The organism is Mesorhizobium sp. WSM4819 (assembly GCF_055811215.1).
This window is the reverse complement of record NZ_JBVVQO010000005.1, coordinates 20086-45358: the sequence shown is the minus strand read 5'-3', so window position 1 is coordinate 45358 and position 25273 is coordinate 20086. Positions and strand designations below refer to the sequence as shown.

The 25273-nt window shown below is 62.9% G+C and carries 22 protein-coding genes; 6 read left to right on the top strand and 16 right to left on the bottom strand.

Going from position 1 to position 25273, the window contains the following annotated elements:
- Nucleotides 1-18: 18 nt before the first annotated feature.
- The gene (locus AC0L18_RS06740) at nt 19-429 is read right to left on the bottom strand and encodes a winged helix-turn-helix transcriptional regulator (RefSeq protein WP_473491198.1); all 411 of its coding nucleotides are present in this window, start codon (nt 427-429) and stop codon (nt 19-21) included.
- 136 nt (nt 430-565) lie between these two features.
- On the opposite strand from AC0L18_RS06740, the gene AC0L18_RS06735 reads away from it, so the two are divergent.
- Nucleotides 566-1456 (top strand): SDR family oxidoreductase, encoded by an 891-nt coding sequence (locus tag AC0L18_RS06735; protein ID WP_473491196.1) that lies wholly within the window; start codon nt 566-568, stop codon nt 1454-1456.
- Nucleotides 1457-1688: 232 nt separating this feature from the next.
- Here the strand turns inward: AC0L18_RS06735 and AC0L18_RS06730 are convergent, their stop codons facing one another.
- Nucleotides 1689-3602, bottom strand: coding sequence for a potassium transporter Kup (locus AC0L18_RS06730; protein WP_091594259.1), 1914 nt, complete (start codon nt 3600-3602; stop codon nt 1689-1691).
- Between the two features lie 103 nt (nt 3603-3705).
- Nucleotides 3706-4446, bottom strand: a complete 741-nt coding sequence (locus AC0L18_RS06725; protein ID WP_236377034.1) for a pyridoxine 5'-phosphate synthase — start codon at nt 4444-4446, stop codon at nt 3706-3708.
- A 112-nt stretch (nt 4447-4558) separates the two neighbouring features.
- Between AC0L18_RS06725 and AC0L18_RS06720 the strand changes: the two genes are divergently transcribed.
- Entirely contained in the window at nt 4559-4963 is a 405-nt protein-coding gene (locus AC0L18_RS06720; protein WP_473491195.1) for a SpoIIAA family protein, read from the top strand.
- A 58-nt stretch (nt 4964-5021) separates the two neighbouring features.
- Here the strand turns inward: AC0L18_RS06720 and AC0L18_RS06715 are convergent, their stop codons facing one another.
- From AC0L18_RS06715 to AC0L18_RS06675, 9 genes are all read right to left on the bottom strand, one after another.
- Nucleotides 5022-6149, bottom strand: coding sequence for an ATP-dependent DNA helicase (locus AC0L18_RS06715; RefSeq protein ID WP_473491388.1), 1128 nt, complete (start codon nt 6147-6149; stop codon nt 5022-5024).
- 126 nt (nt 6150-6275) lie between these two features.
- The gene (locus AC0L18_RS06710; RefSeq protein WP_473491194.1) at nt 6276-6677 is read right to left on the bottom strand and encodes a nitrile hydratase accessory protein; all 402 of its coding nucleotides are present in this window, start codon (nt 6675-6677) and stop codon (nt 6276-6278) included.
- Nucleotides 6664-7323 (bottom strand): nitrile hydratase subunit beta, encoded by a 660-nt coding sequence (gene nthB / locus AC0L18_RS06705; protein ID WP_473491193.1) that lies wholly within the window; start codon nt 7321-7323, stop codon nt 6664-6666. Before nthB ends, AC0L18_RS06710 begins: the two co-directional genes overlap by 14 nt.
- Nucleotides 7320-7925: a nitrile hydratase subunit alpha gene (nthA, locus tag AC0L18_RS06700; protein ID WP_473491191.1), complete on the bottom strand. Its 606-nt coding sequence runs from the start codon at nt 7923-7925 to the stop codon at nt 7320-7322. The genes nthB and nthA overlap by 4 nt, the downstream gene beginning before the upstream one ends.
- 65 nt (nt 7926-7990) lie before the next feature.
- Nucleotides 7991-11152, bottom strand: coding sequence for an efflux RND transporter permease subunit (locus AC0L18_RS06695; protein WP_473491190.1), 3162 nt, complete (start codon nt 11150-11152; stop codon nt 7991-7993).
- Nucleotides 11149-12381: an efflux RND transporter periplasmic adaptor subunit gene (locus AC0L18_RS06690; RefSeq protein ID WP_473491189.1), complete on the bottom strand. Its 1233-nt coding sequence runs from the start codon at nt 12379-12381 to the stop codon at nt 11149-11151. Before AC0L18_RS06690 ends, AC0L18_RS06695 begins: the two co-directional genes overlap by 4 nt.
- 166 nt (nt 12382-12547) lie before the next feature.
- Nucleotides 12548-13144 carry a LysE family translocator gene (locus AC0L18_RS06685; protein WP_473491188.1) on the bottom strand — a complete coding sequence of 199 codons (597 nt, stop codon included), beginning with the start codon at nt 13142-13144 and terminating at the stop codon, nt 12548-12550.
- Nucleotides 13145-13227: 83 nt separating this feature from the next.
- Nucleotides 13228-13803, bottom strand: a complete 576-nt coding sequence (gene ilvN, locus AC0L18_RS06680; RefSeq protein ID WP_091594244.1) for an acetolactate synthase small subunit — start codon at nt 13801-13803, stop codon at nt 13228-13230.
- An 89-nt stretch (nt 13804-13892) separates the two neighbouring features.
- Complete coding sequence (locus AC0L18_RS06675; protein WP_287290879.1) at nt 13893-15674, bottom strand: acetolactate synthase 3 large subunit; 1782 nt, start codon at nt 15672-15674, stop codon at nt 13893-13895.
- A gap of 471 nt (nt 15675-16145) precedes the next feature.
- Between AC0L18_RS06675 and AC0L18_RS06670 the strand changes: the two genes are divergently transcribed.
- Together AC0L18_RS06670 and AC0L18_RS06665 are read left to right on the top strand one after the other, a co-directional pair.
- Nucleotides 16146-17948, top strand: a complete 1803-nt coding sequence (locus tag AC0L18_RS06670) for an NAD(P)-binding domain-containing protein (protein ID WP_473491187.1) — start codon at nt 16146-16148, stop codon at nt 17946-17948.
- Nucleotides 17949-18108: 160 nt separating this feature from the next.
- Nucleotides 18109-19947, top strand: coding sequence for an ATP-binding protein (locus AC0L18_RS06665; RefSeq protein ID WP_473491386.1), 1839 nt, complete (start codon nt 18109-18111; stop codon nt 19945-19947).
- 216 nt (nt 19948-20163) lie between these two features.
- Here AC0L18_RS06665 and AC0L18_RS06660 read toward each other — a convergent pair whose 3' ends face one another.
- Together AC0L18_RS06660 and miaA are read right to left on the bottom strand one after the other, a co-directional pair.
- The gene (locus AC0L18_RS06660; RefSeq protein ID WP_027154966.1) at nt 20164-20955 is read right to left on the bottom strand and encodes a GGDEF domain-containing protein; all 792 of its coding nucleotides are present in this window, start codon (nt 20953-20955) and stop codon (nt 20164-20166) included.
- Between the two features lie 103 nt (nt 20956-21058).
- Nucleotides 21059-22051, bottom strand: coding sequence for a tRNA (adenosine(37)-N6)-dimethylallyltransferase MiaA (gene miaA, locus AC0L18_RS06655; protein WP_473491385.1), 993 nt, complete (start codon nt 22049-22051; stop codon nt 21059-21061).
- Between miaA and serB the strand changes: the two genes are divergently transcribed.
- Together serB and AC0L18_RS06645 are read left to right on the top strand one after the other, a co-directional pair.
- The gene (serB, locus tag AC0L18_RS06650; RefSeq protein WP_473491186.1) at nt 22041-22928 is read left to right on the top strand and encodes a phosphoserine phosphatase SerB; all 888 of its coding nucleotides are present in this window, start codon (nt 22041-22043) and stop codon (nt 22926-22928) included. The genes miaA and serB overlap by 11 nt on opposite strands.
- Nucleotides 22925-23488, top strand: coding sequence for a GNAT family N-acetyltransferase (locus AC0L18_RS06645; protein WP_473491185.1), 564 nt, complete (start codon nt 22925-22927; stop codon nt 23486-23488). Before serB ends, AC0L18_RS06645 begins: the two co-directional genes overlap by 4 nt.
- Before the next feature lie 16 nt (nt 23489-23504).
- Here the strand turns inward: AC0L18_RS06645 and AC0L18_RS06640 are convergent, their stop codons facing one another.
- Together AC0L18_RS06640 and AC0L18_RS06635 are read right to left on the bottom strand one after the other, a co-directional pair.
- On the bottom strand, nt 23505-23681 hold the full coding sequence (locus AC0L18_RS06640) for a hypothetical protein (RefSeq protein WP_473491184.1): 177 nt from the start codon (nt 23679-23681) through the stop codon (nt 23505-23507).
- Nucleotides 23682-23705: 24 nt separating this feature from the next.
- Nucleotides 23706-25220 carry a DegQ family serine endoprotease gene (locus AC0L18_RS06635; protein ID WP_473491182.1) on the bottom strand — a complete coding sequence of 505 codons (1515 nt, stop codon included), beginning with the start codon at nt 25218-25220 and terminating at the stop codon, nt 23706-23708.
- Between the last annotated feature and the right edge of the window lie 53 nt (nt 25221-25273).

Below are 25273 nucleotides of genomic sequence, written 5' to 3'. Positions count from 1 at the left end.
CGCTCCTGGTATCGATAGTTAGGTCTCGGCGGCGTCGAAAGCGTTCCGCGCAGCGCGCACCGCGCCATGATTGAGCTCGGCCCATTGGAGCAGCTGATGCAGGGGCCCGAACATCGAGCGTCCGAGATCGGTCAGACTGTATTCGACGCTCGGCGGCTTGGTCGGGAAGACCTCGCGATGGACATAACCGTCGCGCTGCAAATCGTGCAGCGTCTGGGTGAGCATGCGCTGGGAAATGTCGGGCACCAGCCGCCGCAATTCGCCGAACCGGTACGGCTTTTCGGCCAGCGCCATCATCAGCAGCGAACTCCATTTGTTGCTGATGCCCTGGATCACGTCGCGCACCGGACAGTCGGCAATGTTGCCCCCGCCGCTGCACGCTTTGTAAATCTCGAGCTTCGACTTCAGACTGATGACTTTGCTGTCCATCGCTGGTTCCCTGCGCCTGCCTACCTCCCGCAAAACTGCCTTCTTTACGAGGGTCGGTCAATTCCTATTTTAGTGCTGGTCTCTTTTTGAGACTTATACAAGCACCCGCCGCTCCGGCGCAACGACAGGACTTCCCATGACCGATACCCTTCTCGTCACCGGCGCCTCCGGCCAGCTTGGCCGCGGCGTCGTCGATCATCTGCTGGACACGCTCAAGGTTCCGCCCTCACGGATCATCGCCGCCACCCGCAATCCGGAAAACCTCGCCGAGCTGGCAGCGTGCGGCGTCATCATCAGGCAAGCCGATTTCGATGACACGGCATCGCTTGTCGAAGCATTCAAGGGCGCCGACAGGATCCTGATCGTCTCGACCGGCGAGCTCGACCTTGGGGGCAAGCGCCTCAAGCAGCACGAAAATGCCGTCGCAGCCGCGCGGCAGGCTGGCGTTTCGCATCTGCTCTACACCTCGATGCCCAATCCTGAGCCGGGATCGCCGGTGCTGTTTGCGGGCGATCATTACGGGACCGAGCAGGCGATCAAGGCGAGCGGCATCCCCTACACGATTTTCCGCAACGGCTGGTATCAGGAGAACCTGTTCATGTCGCTGCCGCACGCCATTGCCTCGGGACACTGGTATACATCCGCGGCCGACGGCCGCATCGCCCATGGCGCCCGCGACGACATGGCCGCGGCGATCGCTGCCGGCCTTGCCTCGGGCTCCAGCGAAAGCACGACATACACGCTGACCGGTCCGCAGGCCCATACCGTCGCCGAGATCGCGGCCCTGGTGACCGACGTCACCGGCAAGCCGATCGAGGTCGTCCAGCTTTCGGACGAGGCGTTGACCGAGGGCCTGAAGGCTGCCGGCGTTCCCGAGGGCTTTGCCCCAATCGTCACGTCCTTCGACACCAACACGCGCTCCGGCCGCATCGGCATGGTGACCGACGCGATCGAGACACTGTCGGGCAGGAAGCCGCAATCGCTGAAGCAGTTTCTTGAAGCGAACAAGGCAGCGCTGGCCGGCTGAAGTCGGAATAGAGTGCCGGACTGCCAAGGCCGGCGGGACAGCACCCCCCTCTGTCCTGCCGGACATCTCCCCCACACGGGGGGAGATTGGCCGTCACGAGGTTTTCGCCAATCTTCAGCGTCGCAGGAAGGCTGTAAGGCCGAAGCTGCCGATCTCCCCCCTTGTGGGGGAGATGTCCGGCAGGACAGAGGGGGGCGCGAAGGATCGCAACGGCTCAGTATTCGCGCCGCCCCTAAATCGCCACCTGCGTTCCGATCTCGACCACACGTCCAGTCGGGATCTGGAAATACTCCGTCGCATCGGCTGCCGTGCGCGCCAAGCCGATGAACAGCTTGTCCTGCCACACCGGCATGCCGGAATTGGGTGACGCCTTGAGCGAGCGCCGCGACAGGAAGAAGGAGGTCGTCATGATGTCGAACTTCCAGCCCTGCTTGCGGCAGATCGCCAGCGCACGCGGAATGTTGGGCTGTTCCATGTAGCCGAAGGTCAGTGTCACCCGCATGAACAGATCGTTGATCGTTTCCATCTTGACCCGGTCACTGTCGGGCACGACAGGCTGCTGCGCCGTCACCACCGAGAGGATGACGTTCTGTTCGTGCAGCACCTTGTAGTGCTTCAGACTGTGCATCAGCGCGGTCGGCGCGCTGACCGGATCGCTGGTCAGGAACACGGCCGTACCGGACACCAGCTGCGGTTTCTTCTTCAACAAATTGGCGGCAAGGAAATCGAGCGGAATCTCGTTCCTGCGCGTCTTGTCGAACAGATAGCGGCTGCCGCGTATCCAGGTCCCCATGATCAACCCCATGATGCAGGCCACGGCGATTGAAACCCATCCGCCTTCCAAGAATTTCACGATGTTTGCCAAGAAGAAGCCGGTGTCTATCGTGCCAAACAGCAGCGCCAGCGCCGCAGCCAACGCGGTCTGCCATTTCCATTGCCACCGCATCACCACGAACAGCAAAATCGTCGTCATCAGCATCTCGCCTGTCACCGAAATTCCATAGGCGGAAGCGAGCGAACTCGAACTGCCAAAGCCGACGACCAGCAGCATGACGCCGAGCGCGAGAAGGAGGTTCACGCGCGGCATGTAAATCTGGCCGAGTTGCATCTCGGAAGTATGCTGAACTTCGATTCTGGGCAGAAGATTGAGCTGCACCGCTTGCCGGGTCAGCGAAAACGCCCCGGAGATAACGGCTTGACTGGCGATGACAGTCGCTGCTGTTGCGAGCCCGACCATCGGTATCAGTGCCCAATCCGGCAGCATCTGGAAAAACGGATTGTCGGGCACGCCGCCATGGGCAAGAACGAACGCGCCTTGCCCAAAATAGCTGAGCAGCAGGCAGGGAAAGACGATCCAGAACCACGCCAGCACGATTGGACGGCGACCGAAATGTCCGAGATCGACGTAAAGCGCTTCGGCACCGGTAACCGCCAGAAAAACCGCGCCGACGGTGAGAAACGCGCCCGCTTTGGCCTCGGCAAGGTAGGCGACGGCATAGTAGGGGTTGATTGCCAAAAGCACCGACGGATCGTCGCTAATGTGCACCAATCCGGCAATGCCGATCGCCAGAAACCAGAGCGCTGTCACCGGCCCGAAAACCGAGGCCACTCTGCCGGTCCCGAAGCGCTGCACGGCAAACAGGACGGCAAGAATCACCAATGTAATGGGAACCACATATGGATCGAACGCCGGGGTCACGACGCTCAGCCCTTCCACCGCTGACAGCACCGAAATGGCCGGCGTTATGATCGCGTCGCCGAAAAACAGTGCGGCTCCGCACAGACCGATGACAAGAATGATGCCGGAGCCAGCCGGATAGGCTTTCCGGGCCAGCGCCATAAGCGACAGGGTACCGCCCTCACCCTTGTTATCCGCCCGAAGCACGAAGGCGACATACTTTATGGTCACGATAATCGTCAGTGCCCAGACGATCAGCGACAGAATGCCCAGAACGGCACTGCGCGGATCGGTGCCCGACGAAGCATGCAGTGCTTCGCGAAGCGCATAAATAGGGCTGGTGCCGATATCGCCATAGACCACGCCGAGAGCGCCCAGCATCAGGACCTTGGTGCTGTGCTTTTCGACCTCAGGATGGCTGGATTGTTCGACTGGTTCTGCCTCACTACCACTGTTGGTAAGGGCCATGGACGACACTCCGATAAGCGCGCGGTGCTCTACGCTTGCTGCGATGCAATATCAAGTGCCCCAACGTGATGGCTGCCATGTCCGCAAAGCGAGGCTTCCATCTCTACCACCCACAAGCCTTCAGAAATCTTTTGACCGTACCGGCCATGCCATACTCCAACGCATCGGCTGTCAACCCATGTCCGATCGACACTTCGGCCAATGTCGGGATGCGTTTTGCCAATGCCGGCAGGTTGTTCACCACCAGATCGTGGCCCGCATTGACCTGAAGCCCGGCGGCAAGTGCTGCATCCGCGGTTTTTCCCAATCTTTCCAGCTCATTCGCCGCTTTTGCCGAATCGGAATGAAAGCTGCCATACGGCCCCGTGTAGAGCTCGATCCGGTCGGCGCCGGTGTCGCGCGCGGCGTTCATGCCTGACGGATCCGGGTCGGAAAACAACGACACGCGAAAGCCCCCTTTCTTCAGCCGTTTGACGATCGGTGTCAGGAACGCCGCCTCGGCGGCAAAGTTCCAGCCATGGTCGGAGGTGGCCTGGGCAGGGTCGTCGGGCACCAGCGTCACCTGCTCCGGCTGGTGCTTTTCCACGAGCGCCAGGAAATCCTCGCTCGGGTAGCCCTCGATGTTGAACTCTGCCTTGGGGAATTCGTCGTCGATCAGCGCCCTGATCTCCGGCAGGTCGGAATGCCTGGTGTGCCGCTCGTCGGGCCGCGGATGCACGGTCAGGCCATGCGCGCCCGCGGCCAGCGCCAGGCGCCCGAGCCCGATGAGGCTTGGCCACGGCAGGTCGCGCCGGTTGCGCAGCATGGCGATGGCATTGAGATTGACGGAGAGTTTTGCAGGCATGGCTTCTCGGGTCCGGACATAATCGCGGCCATCTATACCGCCTTTGGCGGGAACAGACAGGGGGTTTTCGGTGTTCCAGAGGGACGTGTAATATCCAGCAAGAGGAAGACCCGTGAATTATCTTGAAGACGTGCCGGCGGTTCGCCGCATCGACACCGACCGCGACGACCTGTTCGCCATCGACGTCGTCGGCCATGTCACGGCGGCCGATGCGGAAAACCTGTTCGGATTGCTGGAGGCGGCCTACGCGCTGCACCCGAAAATCGATGTGCTGGTGCGCCTGATCGACCATGAAGGCGTCGATTGGGCCGATGTGTCGGACGAAACGCTTGAACAGGGCACGGCCCATGCCGTGGAGCATGTCGGCCGCTGCGCTGCGCTCGGCGAGCCTAACTGGGTACCCAGCGCACAGAGCGTGCTGCCTGCTTCCTCAGCCGTCGAGCTCAGGCATTTCGAGGCAAAGGACGAAGCATCCGCCTGGGAATGGCTCAACGCCACACCGCTGGCCCCACGCTGACGCAGGTCGACCCCGTGCCAGTCCCGGATTCCTGGTCCATGGGGGCTGCTCGACCGGGCTATCTGACGATCGTCAGCCGTTCCGCCGCGCGCGTGATTGCCGTGTAGAGCCAGCGCTGGCGGGTTTCCTTGAACGCCCAACTTTCGTCGAACAGCACGATCTCGTTCCACTGCGAGCCTTGCGCCTTGTGCACGGTCAGCGCGTAGCCATAGTCGAAATCGTCGAAGCGTTTTTTCTGCTGCCAGGGAATGTCGGCGTCCGGGTCCTCGAACGCCGCCTTGAGCAGCTTGATCTTGGCGACGCCGCGGTCCGGATCGTCCTCCTCCGGGGAGACCAGCAGATTGATGCCGGGTTTCACCGTCTCGCGCGACGAGGTCATCACCTTCCACAGCGAGCCGTTGAGCAGTCCCTTGGCCGGGTCGTTGCGCAGGCAGACGAGCTTGTCGCCGGCCTGTGGATAGTCGGCATTGAACCCCTTCAGCTCGCGCAACCGCTGATTGTAGCGGCGCCGCGTCCTGTTGGTGCCGACCAGCACCTGGTCCGCCTTCAGCACCAGCTCCTGGGTGACGTCTTCCTTGCCGATCACCTGCGCCGCGCCATAGTCGCCGCGCATGAATTCGCGACCCTCGCGCACGTCGAGCGCCAGCCGGATGATCGGGTTGTCGCGCGCCTGCCGGTGGATCTCGGTGAGCAGAATATCCGGTTCATGCTCGGTGAAGAAGCCGCCGCCCGAGATCGGCGGCAACTGGCCGGGATCGCCGAGAACCAGGATTGGCGTGCCGAAACTCAACAGGTCGCGGCCAAGCTGCTCGTCGACCATCGAGCATTCGTCGATGACGACGAGCTTGGCCCGCGAGATCGGGCTTTGCCGGTTGAGCGAAAAGGTCGGCGACATCGACGTCTTGCCGGTCACCTCGTCCGAAACCGTCTCCTCGCCCTTCGGCCGATAGATCAGCGAATGGATAGTGCGGGCATTGACCGCGCCCTTGGAACGCAGCACCTGCGCCGCCTTGCCGGTGAAGGCAGCGAACTGCACCTGGCCGTCGACATGCTCGGCGAAATAGCGCGCCAGCGTCGTCTTGCCGGTGCCGGCATAGCCGAACAACCGGAACAGCTGCGGCTTTCCGGTCTTGAGCCAGGTGGCGACCGCTTTTAGCGCATCGTCCTGTTGAGGAGAGAATTCCATCAGCGCGAGAGACCGGATTCGCGAGGGAAAGACAAGGCCGCCAACGATCATCGGCGGCCGGCCGCACCGCGCAATTTAACAGGCAAGGATCAGAACGTAAAGAGAACAAGCATGATTCGAGACGGTTTAGCCGGCCGTTCCGCCACGACCTTCGGTCGGGCCGCCACGACCTTCGGCCGGGCTGGGATCGTTCTCGAGCAGGATCGGCTTGCCGTGCGGCGTTGCATGCGCGGCGCGTTCCCAGGCGGCAGCGAGCGCATCGACGTCGCCCTTGCCGGCAACGCCTTTTGCCGACAGCAAATTTTCCAGCGCCGCCAGCCAGTGCTCGTAATAATCGTGGCCATCGCTTGCGGCACCAGGCTGCTTGACCTCGGCGGACAAGGCGTCCGCCCATTCGCTCCAGGAAAACAGGCCCTTGTCGTGCAGCGCAACCGTCATGGCGAAGGCTTCCGCCTGCCACGGCTCGGCGAATACCGGCGCATCCGCCGGCAGCGTGGCGGTGGCTGACTTCGCCTCACGCCGGCTCAAGATAGCTCTCCCAGGCATCGATCGACACGGTCAGCGTCGGGTCGGCGCCCTCGCCCCAAATCTCGGCGCCCTCAAAAACCACCGTATAGACCCATTGCGGGTTTTCGCCTTGGCCATGTGCATTGGTGTCAGGGAAGACAAAACCAGCGCGCACCGCCTCGATCGTTCCCTGCTTGCCGCGTGCGTAGCGTGGCAACCTTGTGTGGCCGGTCGGATGGAAATTCTTCGTCCGCACCATATCGCCTGCCTTGAACCGGGCCGGCGCGGCGATCGGCCGGTCGCATGGGCCGCCCTTGGCCAACACTGCCGGCACGTTTTCGGCCTTCAGCACCCGCTTTGGCGTCGCGGCAGGGTCGACCGCCTTGCCCGCGGCCAGATCGCGGTCGCTGACAAAACCATGTCGCTTCAGCAAGGTTTCGAGCGCCTTGATCCAGATCTCATAATAGCTCGAGCCATAATAGTCGGCGGGATGCAGCAATTCCCGCGCATGCCGGCTCTCGTCGATGGTCCAGGCGCCCATGGCGCCCGCGCACAAGGTCACGCCAAGCGCCCGCCTTTCCCAGGCGGCATGGAAACAGGGCTCGTCCTTTTCGGGTGCGACCGGCCCGAACCCCATCTGCCCGCCGAGATCCTGCGGCCCGTTCATGCCGGCTCCCGCGCCAGTCCGGTGCCGATCATCGCGTCGCGCGTCACCAGATCCGCCAGCCGCTCCTCGCTCCAGCTGTCGGTGCCCTTCGGCCGCATCGGCACGACCAGGTAACGCAGCTCGGCGGTAGAATCCCACACCCGGATCTTTGTCGTTGCCGGCAAGGTCAGCCCGAATTCCTCGAGCACGCCGCGCGGATCGATGACCGCGCGCGAACGATAGGGCGGCGCCTTGTACCAGACCGGCGGCAGGCCGAGCACCGACCACGGGTAGCAGGAGCACAGCGTGCAGACGACGAGGTTGTGCGTGTCCGGCGTGTTGAACACGGCCTGCATGTGCTCGCCCTGCCGGCCGGTGTAGCCGAGCGAGCCGATCGCCGCCGTCGCGTCGCGTTTCAGCAAAACGGCAAAGTCCGGCTCGACCCACGCCTTCGCCACCACCTTGGCGCCGTTGCGCGGACCGATCTTTGTCTCATAGGTGTCGACGATCACGTCGATCGCGGCCGGATCGATCAGCCCCTTCTGGGTGAGGATCGTCTCCAGTGCGCGCACCCGGGCGGCAAAAGGATCAAGCTCGTTGTCGTGATTATGATCGTGGGACATGGCCGTAAATTACGGCTGCAAGCGTTCCACCGCAAGCGCCGCGGTTTGGGCCAGCCCGTCGGCTTCTATTCGGCCGCCGCCTTGTGCGGCTCGCCCTGCAACGCTTCTCCGTTCTCGAACAGCGACGGCTGGTCGACGGCCTCGACAGGTGGCTGCTCGTGCCGGCGCTTCGGCCACAGCCCGACAAGCCAGCCCGAAAAATGCTCCATGTAGACATAGATGACCGGCGTGACGAACAGCGTCAGCGCTTGCGAAGCGACGAGGCCGCCGACCACCGCCACGCCGAGCGGCTGGCGCAGTTCGGCGCTGGCGCCGGTGCCGAGCGCGATCGGGATCGTGCCCATCAGTGCCGCCAGCGTCGTCATCATGATCGGCCGGAAGCGCATCAAGCAGGCCTTGTGAATTGACTCGAGCGGCGACATCCCCTCGCGCCTGAGTTCGAGCGCGACGTCGATCATCATGATGCCGTTCTTCTTGACGATGCCGATCAGCATCAGGATACCGATGACCGCGATCACCGACAGGTCCATCCCCGCAAGCCGCAGTGCAACAAGCGCGCCGAGCACCGCCGACGGCAGTCCGGTCAGGATGGTGAGCGGATGGATAAAACTCTCGTAGAGGATGCCGAGGACGATATAGATGGTCAGGATCGCGCCGGCGATCAGCAGGCCCTGGTTCGCAAGCGAATCCTGAAAAGTTTTCGCCGTGCCCGAAAAATTGGTCGAGATCGTCGCCGGCATGCCGATCTTTTCCTTCAGCGCATCGATACGGGTCACGCTGTCGCCGAGCGCGACGCCCTGCGGCAGGTTGTAGGAGATGGTCACTGCCGGAAGCTGGCCGAGCTGATTGACGGTCAGGGCGCCGGCGGTCCGATCGACGCGGGCAAAGGCGCCGAGCGGCACCAGGCTGCCGCTGGCCGTCCTCACCTTGATCGCCAGCATCCTTTCCGGCGACCACTCGATCCTCGGGTCGAGCTCCATGATCACCTCATAGCTGTCGGCCGAACCGAAGATGGTCGACACCTGCTCGGTGCCGAAACCGCCATAGAGGCTGGAGCGCAACGTATCGGTGTCGACGCCGAGCGTCGCTGCCTTGTCGCGGTCGACCACCAGTGACGCCTGCAGGGCGTTGTTCTGCAAATCATTGGTGACGTCGGTGAAGGCGCTACGGTCCGCGGCCATCGCGTCGGTGAGCTTCTGCGCCCAGCTGTCCGCCGCGCCGATGTCGAGGCTCTGCACGACGAGCTGATAGGCGCTGGCCGAAGCGCGCGCGCCTAGCCGCAGGTTCTGCACTGGCTGCATGAAGGTTTCGATGCCGGGGACATTGGCCAGCTGCCGCCGCAGATCCGAGAGCACCTTGTCGATATCGGGGCGCTGGTCCTTGTCCTTCAACTGCACATAGAGCCGGCCCTGGTTGAGTGCGTTGTCTCCGCTGCCCACCGACCACCCGACATGCGAGACATAGGGTGAATGGGTAAAGACATCAGCCACTTGCCCCTGCAGCTTCACCATGGCGTCGAACGAGATGTCCCGGCGCGCGGTGGTCGTCACCGAAATCTGGCCGATATCCTCCTGCGGGAAGAAGCCCTTCGGCGAGGTCTGGATCAGCCAGGCCGACAGTGCGGCCGTCCCAACGAAGACGAGAAAAACCAGGAAACTGTGCCGCAGGCAAAAGGTCAGCAGCTGGTCATAACCCCGCATGAAGAAATTATGCCTGTGACATTCGCCCTGCGCCGCTTCGCGCTCGGCCTTCACCGACAAAAGCCGCGAGCACAGCATCGGCGTCAGCGTCAGCGACACGAACATCGAGGCCAGGATGGCGACCGTCACCACCACCGCGAATTCGTTGAAGATGCGGCCGATCACTCCGCCCATTAAAAGCACGGGGATGAACACAGCGACCAGCGAGATCGAGATCGAAATAATGGTGAAGCCGATTTCGCGCCCTCCCTTGAGGGCCGCGTCGAAGGCCGAGAGTCCCTCCTCCTCCATGTGGCGAAAAATGTTCTCCAGCATGACGATCGCGTCGTCGACGACAAGGCCGACCGCCAGCGTCAGCCCCATCAGCGAGATGTTGTCGATGGAAAAGCCGAACAGGAACATGGCGCCGAGCGTGGCGATCAGCGAGATCGGCACCGCCACCGCCGGGATGATCGTCGCCGTTACCCGGCGCAGGAACAGGAAGATCACCATCACCACCAGCGCAACGGTCAGCAGCAGCGTGAACTGCACGTCGTCGACCGCCTCGCGGATCAACGTCGAGCGGTCGTTGAGCAACTGGATGCTGGCCGCCGCCGGCATTTGATCCTGGAAGGACGGCAGCATTGCCTTGACGCGGTCGACGACGTCGACGGTGTTGGCATCGGGCTGACGCTGCACCGCCATGATGATCGCGCGGGTGCCGTCGTACCAGCTTGCCGTCGTCGTGGTCTCGACGGAATCGATGACGCGGGTCACCTCGCCGAGCCGCACCGGACGGCCGTTCCTGGTGGCTATGATGATGTTGGAAAATCCCGCCGCGTTGTTCAGCTGCGTATTGGCGGTGATCGTCAGCTGCTGCTTGTCGTTCTGCAGCACGCCGAGCGGCGTGTTGCTGTTGGCCGAGGCGATCGCCGTCTGCAGCTGGTCGATCGAAATACCGCGTGCGGCGAGCGCCGTCGGATCGATCTGGACGCGCACCGCGTATTTCTGCTGGCCGAAGATCGAGACCTGCGCCACGCCTTCGATCGTCGACAGCGACGGCGACATCACATTCTCGGCAAAAGCATCGAGATCGGTTAGCGGAACCGTGTCGCTGACCAGCGACATCAGCAGGATCGGCGCATCGGCCGGATTGACCTTGCGGTAGCTCGGCGGGCTGGTCATCTCGGGCGGCAATTGCCGCTGCGTTCGCGCGATCGCCGCCTGCACGTCGGCGGCGGCCGCATCGATATCGCGGTTAAGCACGAACTGGATGGCGATCGAGGTCGAGCCGAGCGAGTTGGTGGTCGAGATCGAATCGATGCCGGCGATGGTGGTGAAATGCTTGATCAGCGGCGTTGCCACCGAGGTCGCCATGGTTTCCGGCGAGGCGCCGGGCAGCGAGGCCGAGACGTTGACCAACGGAAACTCGGCGCTCGGCAGAGCGGCCACCGGCAGGAACTTGTAAGCGAACAGCCCGCCCAGCACGAGCGCAAACGACATGAGCAGGGTGGCGACAGGCCTGCGGATGCAGAATTCGGAGATCATGGCCGCGTCCCATCCGCCTCGCCAGCCTCGGCAACCTTGGGAGACGCCTGATCTCCGGCCTCGCCTACGCGGACCGGCGCGCCGTCCTTCAGCCTTGCCTGGCCTTCGACGACGACATTTTCGCCGCTTTTCAGCCCCTCGCCGATGGCGCTGTTATCGCCTTCGGTCAGTGCGACCTGGACGGGCCGCACCTCCACCGTGTTGTCGGGCTTGATCACATAGACGAACGGCCCCTTCTGGCTAGGCTGCACCGCTACCGTGGGAACCGACGTCATTTGCGGCATGATGCCGGCGTCGAGCACGACATTGACATATTGGCCCGGCCACAGCGAAAGATCGGGGTTGGGCACGCTGGCCCGCGCTGCGATCGTGCCGGAGGCGGTGTCGACGCTGGAATCGACGAAATCGAGGGTCCCCTTGCCGATCGGGGTCGGGTCGCCGTCCCTGGTCAGCGTGACTGCGGCCTGCCTTGGCGCCGCCAGCGCTGTGTGCAAAAGGGCAAGATCGCTTTCCGGAAGATTGAAGTCCACCCGCAACGGGTCCATCTGGGTGATGGTCACCAGCGGGGCCGACGTGCTGCTGCCGCTGTTGGTGGTGACGAGATCGCCGATCGCGACGCTGATCGTACCCAGCCTGCCGGAAATCGGCGCCGTGATCGTGGCAAAGCTGAGTTGGACCTCGTCCGCATCGATCGTTGCTCTGTCGGCATCGACCGTGGCCGCGGCGGACTTCTGCGCGGCGATCGCCTGGTCATAGGTCTGCTGCGTGCCGGCCTGCCTGGCGACAAGAGCCTTGGCACGCTCAAGATCGGCCGTCGCACTGGCAAGCAGCGCCTGGTCCTTGGCGAGCGTCGCCTGGTCACGGGCCAATTGCGCCTTCAGCGCGCGGTCGTCCAGCGAGAACAGAGGGTCGCCGGCCTTCACCATCTGCCCGTCCTTGACGGCGATCGATGTGATCTGGCTCGAGATCCGCGCATTCACGCTGACCACGGCGGGCGAGGATACAAAGCCGATGGCGTAGCGCCGGATCGGGAAATCGGCCGTCGAAGCGGCGGCGGCAACCACCGCGGTCGCACGTGCGGCATTCGCGGCGGCCGCCGGTTTGTCAGGCGCCGCCTGACCCGCTGACAGTATCTGCCGGACCTTGTCCGTTGCCGCGGGCGAAAGATAGAGCCCAGCCGTGACAAGGCAGGCGACCGCAAGCATCGCAAGCACGATCTTTCCCCGCATCGTCAAAGACCTTCCATCCGACACGCCGTGGTTCGGTGGTCATGTCTGGGTATAACTCGCAGCCTCGTGCCGCGGTTTCACCAATAGATAGAGGGCGCCGAGGGCAAAAAAGAGCCAAAACCCGGGATTACGAAGATTTAATGTGCAGTGCACAATAAAACGGCAGCTACCGCAGCATCGGCCACAGTGTCGCTGCCAGCAGCACGCCCATGGCGATGTTGAACCATTTCAGCCGCACCGGGTCCGACAGAAAACCGCGCAGCGCCGTGCCGAAACCTGCCCACACCGAAACGCTCGGCAGGTTGACGACGGTGAAGGCTATCGAAACCAGCGCCACCGACAGAAATGGATGCTCCGGAACGGCATAGACGGCCATGGCGGTGATCGCCATCACCCACGCCTTGGGGTTGACCCACTGGAACGCTGCCGCATCGATGAAGCGCATCGGTCGCGCCTTGGCCTCGCCCTTGCTGCTGAGCGAACGCGACATGGCGATCTTCCAGGCGAGATAGAGCAGATAGACGCCGCCAGCGATCTTCAATGCAGTGTCGAGAACCGGCAACGCAATCAGAACCGCGCCAAGACCGAAGCCGACGGCAAGCAACAGCACGAGGAAGCCGATGCTGATGCCCAGCATGTGCGGAATGGTTTTGGCAAAACCGAAATTCACGCCGGAAGCCAGAAGCATGAAGTTGTTCGGACCCGGCGTGATCGAAGTCACGAAGGCATAGACCAGCAGGGCAAGGAATGCATCGAAAGACATTGGCTTCCTTCCAGTCGACTCAACACGTTCCGGCATGAGGCTGACGATCAGGATCGCCAGCAACGCGACACGTTTGACGCTGCCTACATCCCTTGCGGGCCGCGATTCATCGCCGCCACGCCGGTGCGGCAGATCTCGACGAGGCCGAGCGGCTTCATGATGGCGATGAACTGGTCGATCTTGGAGCCCTTGCCGGTGATCTCGAAAATGAAATGCTCGGTGTTGGCGTCGATGACGCTGGCGCGGAAGGCATCGGCCAGCCTCAGCGCCTCGACGCGGCCCTCGCCGGTGCCGGCCACTTTCACCAGCGCGAGTTCCCGCTCCAGCGGCCGTTCCTGGCCGAGTTCATGCGAGCGCACGGTGAGGTCGACGACACGGTGCACCGGCACGATGCGCTCGAGCTGGTGCTTGATCTGCTCCAGCACATGCGGCGTGCCGCGCGTCACGATGGTGATGCGCGACAGATGCTTCTCGTGCTCGGTTTCGGACACGGTCAGGCTCTCGATATTGTAGCCGCGGCCGGAAAACAGGCCGATGACCCGGGCAAGCACGCCCGGCTCATTGTCGACCAGCACGGAAAGCGTGTGGATTTCCGGTCTTTCCGTCTCCTTGGCGATGAAGTAGGCGGAACCCGTGGGTTGAAGGTGCTGTGCGTTCATGACATGAATCTCGTTTTCAAACTTTGAGCTGTTTTTCTGTTTCCGCACGGCTTCTTCCGACAGCCCTGCCTCGGCTCGGGCGTTAGGGGTTACACCAGTTCCCTGCCCTTGGCGTCGATGGCGTTGGCCACCGCCTCGTCGGTCGCCTCGTCCGGCAGCAGCATCTCGTTATGCGCCTTGCCCGACGGGATCATCGGGAAGCAGTTGGCAAGCGTGGCGACCCGGCAGTCGAAGATCACCGGCTTCTTCACCGAGATCATCTCCTTGATGGCGTCGTCCAGCTCGTCCGGCTTCTCGCAGCGGATGCCGTGGCCGCCATAGGCTTCGGCAAGCTTGACGAAATCCGGCATCGCCTCGGTGTAGGAATGCGACAGCCGGTTGCCGTGCAGAAGCTGCTGCCACTGCCGCACCATGCCCATATACTGATTGTTGAGGATGAAGATCTTGATCGGCGCCTCGTGCTGCACCGCGGCGCTCATCTCCTGCATCGTCATCTGCACCGAGGCGTCGCCGGCAATGTCGATGACCAGCGCATCCGGGTGCGCAATCTGCACGCCGAGCGCCGCCGGCAGGCCGTAGCCCATCGTGCCGAGCCCGCCGGAGGTCATCCAGCGGTTCGGCTTCTCGAAATGATAGTGTTGCGCCGCCCACATCTGGTGCTGGCCGACCTCGGTGGTGATGTAGGTGTCCATGTCCTTGGTCAGCGCATAGAGCCGCTGCACGGCATATTGCGGCATGATGACGTCGTGGTTCATCTTGTAGGCAAGCGAATCCCGCGCCCGCCATTTCGCGATCTGCTCCCACCATGGGTGCAGCGCCTTCTTGTCGGCCCTGGCGGTGGCCCGCCACAGCCGCACCAGATCCTCCAGAACCCGGCCGACATCGCCGATAATGGGCACATCGGTGTGGACGTTCTTGTTGATCGACGACGGATCGATGTCGATATGGATCTTTTTCGAATTCGGCGAGAACGCGCTGAGCCGGCCGGTGATGCGGTCGTCGAAGCGCGCGCCGATGCAGACCATGACGTCGCAATCATGCATCGCCATGTTGGCTTCATAGGTGCCGTGCATGCCGAGCATGCCCATCCAGTTCTTGCCCGAAGCCGGATAGGCGCCAAGCCCCATCAGCGTCGAGGTTATCGGGAAGCCGGTCAGGTCGACCAGTTCGCGCAGCAAATGGCTGGCTTCCGGGCCGGAATTGATGACACCGCCGCCGGTATAGAGGATCGGCCTTTTCGCGTTGGCCATCAGCTCGACCGCCGCCTTGATCTTGTCCAGATCGCCCTGGACCTTGGGCTGATAGCTGGTGCGCGGCGCCGTCTGCGGCGGCACATAGGTGCCCTTGGCGAACTGCACGTCCTTCGGGATATCGACGACGACCGGACCGGGGCGTCCTGTCGTCGCGACGTGAAAGGCCTCATGGATGATCGCCGCGAGCTCGTTGACATCCTTCACCAGCCAATTGTGCTTGGTGCAGGGCCGCGTGATGCCGATCGTGTCGCACTCCTGGAACGCATCCGAGCCGATCAGCGAGGTCGGCACCTGACCGGTCAGGCAGACCAGCGGGATCGAATCCATCAGCGCATCCTGCAGCGGCGTGACCGCGTTGGTGGCGCCCGGCCCCGATGTCACCAGCATGACGCCGGCCTTGCCGGTCGACCGCGCATAGCCCTCCGCCGCATGACCGGCACCCTGCTCGTGACGGACGAGGATGTGCTCGACCTCGTCCTGTTGGAAGATTTCATCATAGATCGGGAGAACTGCGCCGCCCGGATAGCCGAAGACATGCTTGACGCCATTGTCCTTCAGCGCCTGCACCACCATTTCGGCTCCGGTCATTTCGCGCCGTTCGTTCTGTCCACTGCTCATCGGTCTGGTCCCGTATTGTCCGCCATCGGGCGATTGCTGGTCGTTTAGTCGTGTTTCGGGCAATAAAAAAGGCCCCCGAGGGAGCCTGTGTCTGCGCATGGGGGGGTTCGCCCGGCGGTTACACCGCCTTGCCCATACGCTTTCCTACTACGAGAATGAGTGCCGTTTTCATGGTGGCGGACAATAGAATTGGTTTTGCGCCGCTGTCAACGGCGAATATGCACGATGCCGGGCGGTTCGAGCCAATTGACCGTATCCGGCAGGCCCGGTTGCACCCATCGCCTCGAACCACCGTTCCGTACGACCACCGGCAGGATCAGTGTCCGCGATCATCGCGATAAGCCATTGAAACCGCGCCAAACTATTTGACGACGTGACGCGGCACGCAGTTTGCCGCGATACTCCGGTCGACCGGCCTGGGAGGGTCCGGCACGCCGCGACGACGACCAGCACTTCACGGGAGGAAATTCGATGCTCGACAAGGCCCCAGCCAAGAAACTATCCGACCTGCTCGACCAATTCACCGCAGCGCTCGCCGCCGGCGACATCGACGGAGCGGTCGGGTGCTTTCAGGAAGACTGCTACTGGCGCGACCTGGTGACCTTCACCTGGAACATCAAGACCATGGAAGGTCGCGACCAGGTGCGCGATATGCTGATGAGCCAGTTGGCGACGATAAAGCCATCGAACTGGGCGCTTGCGAAAGGCGAAGACGCCACGGAGAGCGACGGGCTGCTCGAAGGCTGGATCAGTTTCGAAACGGAGGTTGCGCGCGGCTTCGGCCATATCCGGCTGAGGAACGGCAAGATCTGGACGCTGCTCACCACTATGGTCGAGCTGAAGGGCCATGAGGAACCCGCGGGCTTCGCCCGGCCGATGGGTGCCAAGCACGGTCACGGCAAAAACCGGCCGACCTGGAAGGAAGAGCGCGAAAAGGAGGCGACCGAACTCGGCTTTGTCAATCAACCCAACACGCTGATCATCGGCGGCGGCCAGGGCGGCATCGCGCTCGGTGCCCGGTTGAGGCAGCTCGGCGTGCCGACCATCATCGTCGAGAAGAACGAGCGTGCCGGCGATTCATGGCGCAAGCGTTACAAGTCGCTCTGCCTGCACGATCCGGTCTGGTACGACCATCTGCCCTATATCGACTTTCCTCGGAACTGGCCGGTCTTCTCGCCCAAGGACAAGATCGGCGACTGGCTGGAAATGTACACCAAGGTCATGGAGCTGAACTATTGGTCCTCCACGCCGGCCAAGAGCGCCACCTATGACGATCAGAAGAAGGAATGGACGGTCGTCGTCCATCGCGACGGCAAGGACATCACGCTGAAGCCGAAGCAGCTGGTGCTGGCCACCGGCATGTCGGGCCGGCCCAACATCCCGCAGTTCAAAGGCATGGAGAATTTCAAGGGCGATCAGCACCATTCCTCGAAACATCCCGGTCCAGACAGCTGCTTTGGCAAGAAAGTCGTCGTCATCGGGTCGAACAATTCCGCGCATGATATCTGCGCCGCACTCTGGGAAGCCGGCGTCGACGTCACCATGGTGCAGCGATCGACCACGCACATCGTCAGATCCGACACGCTGATGGATATCGGGCTCGGAGCCCTTTATTCGGAGCAGGCCGTGCAAAACGGCATGACCACCGCCAAGGCCGATCTCATCTTCGCCTCGCTGCCCTACAAGATCCTGCACGAATTCCAGATCCCGCTCTACGAGAAGATGAAGGAGCGTGATGCCGCCTTCTACGAGGGCCTGGAAAGAGCTGGCTTCATGCTCGACTGGGGCGACGACGGTTCGGGCCTGTTCATGAAATATCTCAGGCGCGGTTCCGGCTACTATATTGATATCGGCGCCTCCCAGCTGATCATCGACGGCGCCATCAAGCTGAAGAGCGGCGTCGACGTGACCGAGATCAAGCAACATTCGGTCCTGCTCAGCGACGGCACCGAGCTGCCGGCCGATGTCGTCGTCTATGCCACCGGCTACGGTTCGATGAACGGCTGGGCGGCGGAGCTGATCTCGAAAGAGGTCGCCGACAAAGTCGGGAAATGCTGGGGGCTCGGCTCGAACACCACCAAGGATCCCGGTCCCTGGGAGGGCGAGCAGCGCAACATGTGGAAGCCGACGCAACAGGAAGCGCTGTGGTTCCACGGCGGCAATCTGCACCAGTCACGCCACTACTCGCAGTTCCTGTCGCTGCAGTTGAAAGCACGGCACGAGGGCATCGCGACGCCGGTCTACGGCCTGCAGCAGGTCCATCACGCGGGATAGAAGTTCAAGGCTGTCGCCGGGACTCGCCGCCGGTCGGTTCAATTTTCGCGACCGGCTTAATCGTCCCTACACCATCCGACCTCACCCCCCCTTAACCGCGTCGGCGTAAGGTCGATCGCCTTGGGGAAAATTGGGAAGGGAAATGGGGAACAGCCTGTCCATGTTCGTCGACCGCGACGCCTCCGTTGGAGAGCCGACATTGCAGGAGCGCCGCAAGGCGGAGCAGAGCGACAAGCGCGTTCTGGGCAATGTCGTCCAGTGCGACGGCGCGCGCGCCACCATCAGCGCCCATGCCGCCGATATCGTAGGCACGGTCACCGGCCATTGGAGCGTCGGCAAGATGATCTCCATCAACCTTGGCAACACGCGGACCGTCGGGCTGGTCTACGCGGTCGGCAAGTCGGATCGCGCCTGGCACGATGAGGGCCAGAACCCGATCGAGGTCAGTATCGAGCTCATCGGCGAGGTGCGCGACGGCGCCGAGCCCGGCGCCAAACCGGTTTTCGACCGCGGTATCACCACCTATCCGCATATCGGCGCCATTGCCCACCGCATCCGCAGCCGCGACCTGCAGGCGGTCTATGACCTGGCCGGGCGTCACTCGATCACCATCGGCACGCTGTCACAGGATGAGGCGATCGACGCCAACATCGCTATCGACGACACGCTGGCGCGCCATTTCGCCATTGTCGGCACCACCGGCGTCGGCAAATCCACCGCCGTCTCGCTGCTTTTGCGCAAGTCGATCGCCGCTCGACCCGACCTGCGCGTTCTCATCCTCGATCCGCACAACGAGTTCGCCGCGTCCTTGCCAGAGCACTGCGTCAGGGTCGATTCGGCGACGCTGGACCTGCCCTTCTGGATGTTCAAGCTCGAGGAGTTTGCCGAAGTGCTGTTTCGCGGTCGAGAGATCGTGCCGGAAGAGGTGGACGCCTTGCGCGATCTTATTCCCGCGGCCAAAAACCTTTATCGCAACCCGAATTCGGGCACGTATCTCAGGCGCGGCAGCGATGCGCTGACCGCGGACACGCCGGTGCCCTATCGCATTGTCGATCTCATCAAGCAGGTCGACGAGCGCATGGGACTGCTGGAAAGCAAGAACGACCGCCCCACCCTCAAATCGCTGAAGACGCGCATCGAATCGGCAGCCTCCGATCCGCGCTACCGCTTCATGTTCAACTCGCGGCTGATCGAGGACACCATCCACGAGACGATCGGCAACATCTTCCGCGTGCCGCATCACGGCCGCCCGGTGACCTGCTTCGAGATGGCAGGCATGCCGTCGGAAGTGGTCAATTCCGTCTGCTCGGTGCTGGCGCGTCTGGCCTTCGACCTGGCGCTGTGGAGCGAAGGCCGGCTGCGGCTGCTTTTGCTGTGCGAGGAAGCGCACCGCTACATGCCGGCCGATCCGCGCCTTGGTTTCGCGCCGACCCGGCACGCGCTGTCGCGCATCGCCAAGGAAGGCCGCAAATATGGTTGTTATCTCGGCATCGTCACCCAGCGCCCGGGCGAACTCGATCCCACCATCCTGTCGCAGTGCTCGACCTTTTTTGCGATGCGGCTCGCCAACGAGCAGGACCAGGCGATCATCCGCTCGGCGATCGCCGATTCCTCGGCCTCGACACTGGCATTCCTGTCTTCGATGGGCCAGCGCGAAGCTATCGCCTTTGGTGAAGGCGTGGCGACGACCATGCGAATGAAATTCGAAAAACTGTCCGAGGGCCTGATCCCGGGCACGGCCAAGCGCGAGGAAGCCTTGCCGTCCAAGCTTGGCAATGATGTCGATCTGGTGGCGATCGTCGAAAGGCTTCGCAACGTGCCAAAACCGCAGCAGGCGATGGCCTTCGCCGAAGTCGTGGATTCAAGCCGGCAGGCCGGCGATCCCGACTATCGCAAGCCGCCCGCCCCGACTGTCGCACGCGCCCAGCCGGACGACGATTTCGACATGCGTTATGGCCTGAAACCCGCAACCTTCGGCCTGCGCTCGCAGAACGATTGAGCCGGGCGGCTTTAGCCTGTGAGACTAAGGCGCTTCCAAAGTTAAAACTATGTCACCCTAGGAAACCAGTGCAAATCCCGGAAGGGAATTCATCAGGCCGGATCGAATGACGTGGCTTTCGAGAACCCGGCGCGGAGTGGACATTTGAGTCCATGAGCACCGGAAGTCGAGAAAGCTGCGTCAGTCGGCCGGCCTCATGAATTCTTCTCCGGGATTTCAGGCGCAGACGCGGTTGCGGCCTTGCCTCTTGGCCTCATACAGTTGACGGTCGGCGCGGCGATAGAACTCTTCGGCGGTTTCCTTGCGATCCCAGATGGCAAGACCGACGCTGGTGGTGATCTTCAGCCGGACATTGCCCGATAGTATCGACATGTTGGCGATCGCCTTGCGGATGCGTTCGGCGAACCTGGACAGCAGTTCGGCGTCCATGTTGGGCGTGACCACCGCGAACTCCTCGCCACCCAGGCGCGCCACCACGTCGTGATAGCGCGTCATGTCCTTGAGACAATTGGCGACCGCCCGCAACACCTGGTCGCCGACGTCATGACCGTGGGTATCGTTGACCTGCTTGAAATGGTCGAGATCAAGGATCATCAGCCCGACCGGCTTGTCGATGCGACGGAATTCCTCGAGATATTCCTTCAGTGCATCGTCGAAATAACGCCGGTTCTGCATGCCGGTCAGGCCGTCGGTCAGCGCCGCATGCTCCAGCGTTTCCGAACGGGCGCTGAGCGAAACCGTCATGGCGCGCAGCTTGCCTTCTTCCGTCGCCTGCTTGCGGATCAGCGGGTAGATGAAGAAAATGCCAAAGAACAGGGCAGTCGCCAAAAGGACGCCGGTCCCAAACAACAGCTTGTTGAGATAAGTGGTCTTCTCGATCGCGGCAGGCGTAGTGATCTCCGCCGCGAGCGCCTGCAGAAGCCCATAGGCGTGAAGCGTCACCAGGCCGGCGGCCAGGATCACGAAGATGAAGACGAAAAAGGCTGATTCCGCCTTGTGAAAACGCATCTGCTCCCCGTTGCAAAACCCCAAAGACGTTATGGCATTGACGGCCTTACGGAGGGTTAATTGGGACAACTTCAACGGGAGGTCCTCCCTTAAAGTCAACTTTTCAGGTTGCACTCGAAAAGGTATCCAAGATCGTGGATTCCACACGATCACCAGGGCGCAATCTCAGCCATTCCGGACCCAACTGATGCCTGAACCAGGTCGCCTGGCGCTTGGCATACTGTCGCGTCGCGATCTTCGCGCGCTCGATCGCTTCGGGAAAACTCAGCTCGCCGGCCATTGCGGCCTGGAGTTCGCGAACGCCGATGGCTTTCATCGCAGGCAAGTCAGGATCGAGACCAAGATCGGTGATCTGCCTGACCTCGTCGAGGGCGCCCTTCTCCAGCATGCGGTCGAACCGCGCCTCGATCCGCTCCACCAGCTCCGCTCGGTCCGGCTCGATCACAAGGAAGCGCGTGCCGGCCCTGTCGATCAGTGGACGGCCGCGCGCCGCCTGCCATTCCAGGATGGAACGGCCCGATGCGTCGAGCACCTCCAGCGCCCGCACGATGCGCTGGCCGTCGGTCGGCTTCAGCATCATGCCGGCTGCAGAATCCCTGCGCAGCAGGATACGGTGCAGTTTGGCTGCGCCCTGCTCCTGGAGTTCGTAGCGCCAGCGATCACGGATCGACTGCGGAATGTCGGGCATTTCCGAAATGCCCTCCGCAAGCGCCCGGAAATAAAGCCCGGTGCCGCCGACGAAAATCACCGGCCGTTCGAAGAACGTGCCGACCGGCCGTTCGACGAACGCGCCGTCGTCGATGAGCTTCATCACGTCGCGCAGCCAGGCGCCAGTGGAATAGGCGGTGGAGGGATGGACATGTCCGTAGAGGAAATGCGGGACGCGAGCGAGTTCGGCAGCAGTCGGCCGCGCCGTCAGCACGTCGAGCACCGAATAGACCTGCATCGAATCGGTGTTGACGATGACGCCGCCGTTGCGCTCGGCGAGAGCGAGCGCAAGGGCGGACTTGCCGCTGGCGGTCGGCCCGGCTATCAGGATCGCGTTCTTAACGCGGCTCTCGCCCGCCTGCCCGCCGGAATTTTTTATGCCGCTGATCGCCACGCTTGTATCCCATCCCGCCGGTCTCGCATTGTCGCCGGCGCTTGCGAATATGGCGTCGCGGTCGGTCGGCGCAAGCACTGTTCACTGGCTGGCCGAAGGCATCGCCTGTGAATTCGCCCTGCCCGAGACGGCCGAAGCCGCTGAAACGACCGCCAGCCTGCTCGCCGTGCTTGCACCCGAACCGGTTGACGTGATCGTTCAGCGGCCCGAGGGCAGGCGAAAGAAAATCCTTATCGCCGATATGGATTCGACTGTTATCGACCAGGAGTGCATCGACGAACTCGCCGACGAGATCGGCGTCAAGGATTACGTCGCCGCCATCACGGCGCGATCGATGAATGGCGAGATCGCTTTCGAGCCGGCCTTGCGCGAGCGGGTGGCGCTGCTGAAAGGCCTCGACACTGCCGTGGTCGACCGCATCATCGCCAATCGCCTGACGCTGGCTTCCGGTGGCCGCGCGCTTGTCCAGACCATGCGGGCCAACGGCGCTTGGACTGCACTCGTGTCGGGTGGCTTCAACGTCTTCACCTCACGCATCGGCGCCATGCTTGGCTTTCAGGAGAATCGCGCCAACCGCCTGATCGAGCAGGATGGCCGCTTCACCGGGCTGGTCGCCGAGCCGATCCTGGGGCGCGCCGCCAAGGCCGATGCGCTGCTCGAGATTTCGGCGCGCCTCGGGCTGACGACCGCCGACGCCATTGCTGTCGGCGATGGCGCCAACGACCTCGACATGATCCGCCTTGCCGGCACCGGTGTGGCGCTTCATGCCAAGCATGTCGTGGCGGCGGAGGCAAAATTCCGCATCGACCATGGCGACCTCACCGCGCTTCTCTATCTGCAGGGCTACCGGCGGGAGGAATTTGCAGAGTGACGCCAATCCGCACCGAGCGCCTGATCCTGCGCAACTGGGAGGATCGCGACCGCGACCTCTTCCACCGCATCAACTCCGATGAGCGCGTCATGGAGTTCTTTCCGTTTCGCCGCGACCGCGCGCAGGCCGACGCCAAGATGGACGAGTTCCGCGCCTGGATTGCCGAGGATGGCTACGGTTTCGCTGCCGCCGAGATAGTTGAAACGCGCCAATGCATCGGCTTCGTCGGCCTCCTCGACACCGATGATTTGCCGTTCCTGCCGGCCGGCACCGTCGAGATCGGCTGGCGGCTGGCGCCCGAATTCTGGGGCCATGGCTATGTCACCGAGGCAGCCGAAGCCTGGCTCGCCTATGGCTTCGAAACGCTTGGCCTCGAGGAAATCGTTTCTTTCGCCGTCAGGGATAACAGCCGGTCCACTGCCGTCATGGAACGCCTGGGCATGACCGCCGACCCGACCAGCGATTTCGACCACCCCGGCATTCCGGACAGCCACGCCATGCTCAAGCGGCATGTGTTCTACAGACTGACAGCCACGGATTGGCGAGCAAATCGGCGCTGATCAGCGCCGGCCCTGATCAGCGCTTTTCAAACGGAAGCTCGTCGCCAGGTTGCGGCGGTTTGACGCCGACGCGATCGAGCACTTTCGCGAAATCATCGCCCGATGCGTTACCAGCCCGTCGACGCAGGAAATCGGCCGCTGTCTCCACGGCTCCAACCTTTTGCGCCACCGCGATCCACTGGTTCAGCGACACACCATCAGCACGCGCCTCCGGGACTCAGTCCATTCGGATCGTCACAAACCGCAATTCGCCGCTCTTCGACGCCAGCATCAGCAGCGCATTCTTGCGTCCCTGCTCCTTCAGCGCAGCAATCCGGTCCATGACATCCTTGGGCGTGGCGACCGATTCCTGCGCGATCTCGGTGATCACCTCGCCGGCCTGGATGCCGCGTTCGGCAGCGGCCGAATCCTTGGCGACTTCAGTGATAACGACGCCGGAGACTTCGGCGGCAATGCCGAATTTCGTCCGCGTCTCGTCGTTGAGGTCGCCAACGGTCATGCCGAGCACGGACGCCGTCGGGACGGCAGGCGCCTCGTCGCCAGTGTCCTTGTCGGTATTGCCGTTCTCGCCGCTGGCAAGCTTTTCGCCATCTTCGAGCCGGCCAAGCGTCACCTTCACGGTCTGCTCGACGCCCTTGCGCACGATGACCACGTCGACAGCCTTGCCGACCGTGCTCTCGGCGACGACGCGCGGCAGGTCGCGCATTTCATTGACGTCCCTGCCGTCGAACTTGATGATGACGTCGCCCGCCAGGATAGTGCCGTTGTCGACAGGCCCGCCCTTGATGACGCCGGCGACCAGTGCGCCCTTGGCGGTCGCCATGCCGAGGCTCTCGGCAATGTCGTCCGTCACCGGCTGGATACGCACACCGAGCCAGCCGCGCCGCGTCTCGCCGAACTGGCGGAGCTGGTCGACGACGCCCAACGCCAGCTGCGAGGGAATGGAAAAGCCGATGCCGATCGAGCCGCCGGACGGCGAGATGATCGCCGTGTTGATGCCGATCACCTCGCCGGCGCTGTTGAACAGCGGCCCGCCGGAATTGCCGCGGTTGATCGCGGCATCGGTCTGGATGAAATCGTCATAGGGGCCGGAATTGATGTCGCGGTTGCGGGCCGAGACGATGCCGACCGTCACGGTGCCGCCGAGCCCGAACGGATTGCCGATCGCCATCACCCAGTCACCGACGCGCATCTTGCTGGAATCGCCGAATCTCACCGCCGTCAGCTTGTGCCCTTTCGGATCGACCTTCAGCACCGCCACGTCGGTCTTGGTGTCGGTACCGACCAGCGTCGCCTTCAGCGTCACGCCGTCGGAGAAATTCACCTCGATGTCGTCGGCATCGGCGATCACGTGGTTATTCGTCACCACGATGCCTTGCTCGGCGTCGACCACGAAGCCTGAGCCCAGCGACTGCACCTTTTGCGAGGGATTGCCCTGTTCGCCGGGACGGTTCTTGAAGAAATCGTCGAAGAAGTCCTGGAAGGGCGAGCCCTCTGGAAGCTGCGGCATCGGCACCGCGCCCGGGCCCTCCGTGCCCTTCACCCTCTGCGAGGTCGATATATTGACCACGGCGCCGAGCAGGCCCTGCGCCAGATCGGCGACCGAAGCCGGGCCGTCGTCGGCGGCCGCGGGCATCACCAGCGACGGGACGGTAGCGGCGCCGATAAAAAGTGCTGCAGCACCCGCGGTGAATGTCCGCCTCGCCGCGCGCAAAAAGCTGTTGGATGTCATCGAGAAGTCTCCCGGTGTCTCTGAGAAGAAAAGCGCTCGCCGAAAACGCTGCG

What these genes read in the sequence shown, in the direction of transcription:
- AC0L18_RS06715 (WP_473491388.1), bottom strand. Translation starts at nt 6,149, where the DNA reads ATGGAATTCTCTCCTCAACAGGACGATGCGCTAAAAGCGGTCGCCACC.
- AC0L18_RS06670 (WP_473491187.1), top strand. Translation starts at nt 16,146, where the DNA reads ATGCTCGACAAGGCCCCAGCCAAGAAACTATCCGACCTGCTCGACCAA.
- AC0L18_RS06635 (WP_473491182.1), bottom strand. Translation starts at nt 25,220, where the DNA reads ATGACATCCAACAGCTTTTTGCGCGCGGCGAGGCGGACATTCACCGCG.
- AC0L18_RS06690 (WP_473491189.1), bottom strand. Translation starts at nt 12,381, where the DNA reads ATGCGGGGAAAGATCGTGCTTGCGATGCTTGCGGTCGCCTGCCTTGTC.
- AC0L18_RS06660 (WP_027154966.1), bottom strand. Translation starts at nt 20,955, where the DNA reads ATGCGTTTTCACAAGGCGGAATCAGCCTTTTTCGTCTTCATCTTCGTG.
- AC0L18_RS06685 (WP_473491188.1), bottom strand. Translation starts at nt 13,144, where the DNA reads ATGTCTTTCGATGCATTCCTTGCCCTGCTGGTCTATGCCTTCGTGACT.
- nthB (WP_473491193.1), bottom strand. Translation starts at nt 7,323, where the DNA reads ATGAACGGGCCGCAGGATCTCGGCGGGCAGATGGGGTTCGGGCCGGTC.
- AC0L18_RS06695 (WP_473491190.1), bottom strand. Translation starts at nt 11,152, where the DNA reads ATGATCTCCGAATTCTGCATCCGCAGGCCTGTCGCCACCCTGCTCATG.
- ilvN (WP_091594244.1), bottom strand. Translation starts at nt 13,803, where the DNA reads ATGAACGCACAGCACCTTCAACCCACGGGTTCCGCCTACTTCATCGCC.
- AC0L18_RS06725 (WP_236377034.1), bottom strand. Translation starts at nt 4,446, where the DNA reads ATGCCTGCAAAACTCTCCGTCAATCTCAATGCCATCGCCATGCTGCGC.
- AC0L18_RS06735 (WP_473491196.1), top strand. Translation starts at nt 566, where the DNA reads ATGACCGATACCCTTCTCGTCACCGGCGCCTCCGGCCAGCTTGGCCGC.
- nthA (WP_473491191.1), bottom strand. Translation starts at nt 7,925, where the DNA reads ATGTCCCACGATCATAATCACGACAACGAGCTTGATCCTTTTGCCGCC.
- AC0L18_RS06665 (WP_473491386.1), top strand. Translation starts at nt 18,109, where the DNA reads ATGTTCGTCGACCGCGACGCCTCCGTTGGAGAGCCGACATTGCAGGAG.
- AC0L18_RS06740 (WP_473491198.1), bottom strand. Translation starts at nt 429, where the DNA reads ATGGACAGCAAAGTCATCAGTCTGAAGTCGAAGCTCGAGATTTACAAA.
- AC0L18_RS06730 (WP_091594259.1), bottom strand. Translation starts at nt 3,602, where the DNA reads ATGGCCCTTACCAACAGTGGTAGTGAGGCAGAACCAGTCGAACAATCC.
- AC0L18_RS06675 (WP_287290879.1), bottom strand. Translation starts at nt 15,674, where the DNA reads ATGAGCAGTGGACAGAACGAACGGCGCGAAATGACCGGAGCCGAAATG.
- serB (WP_473491186.1), top strand. Translation starts at nt 22,041, where the DNA reads ATGCCGCTGATCGCCACGCTTGTATCCCATCCCGCCGGTCTCGCATTG.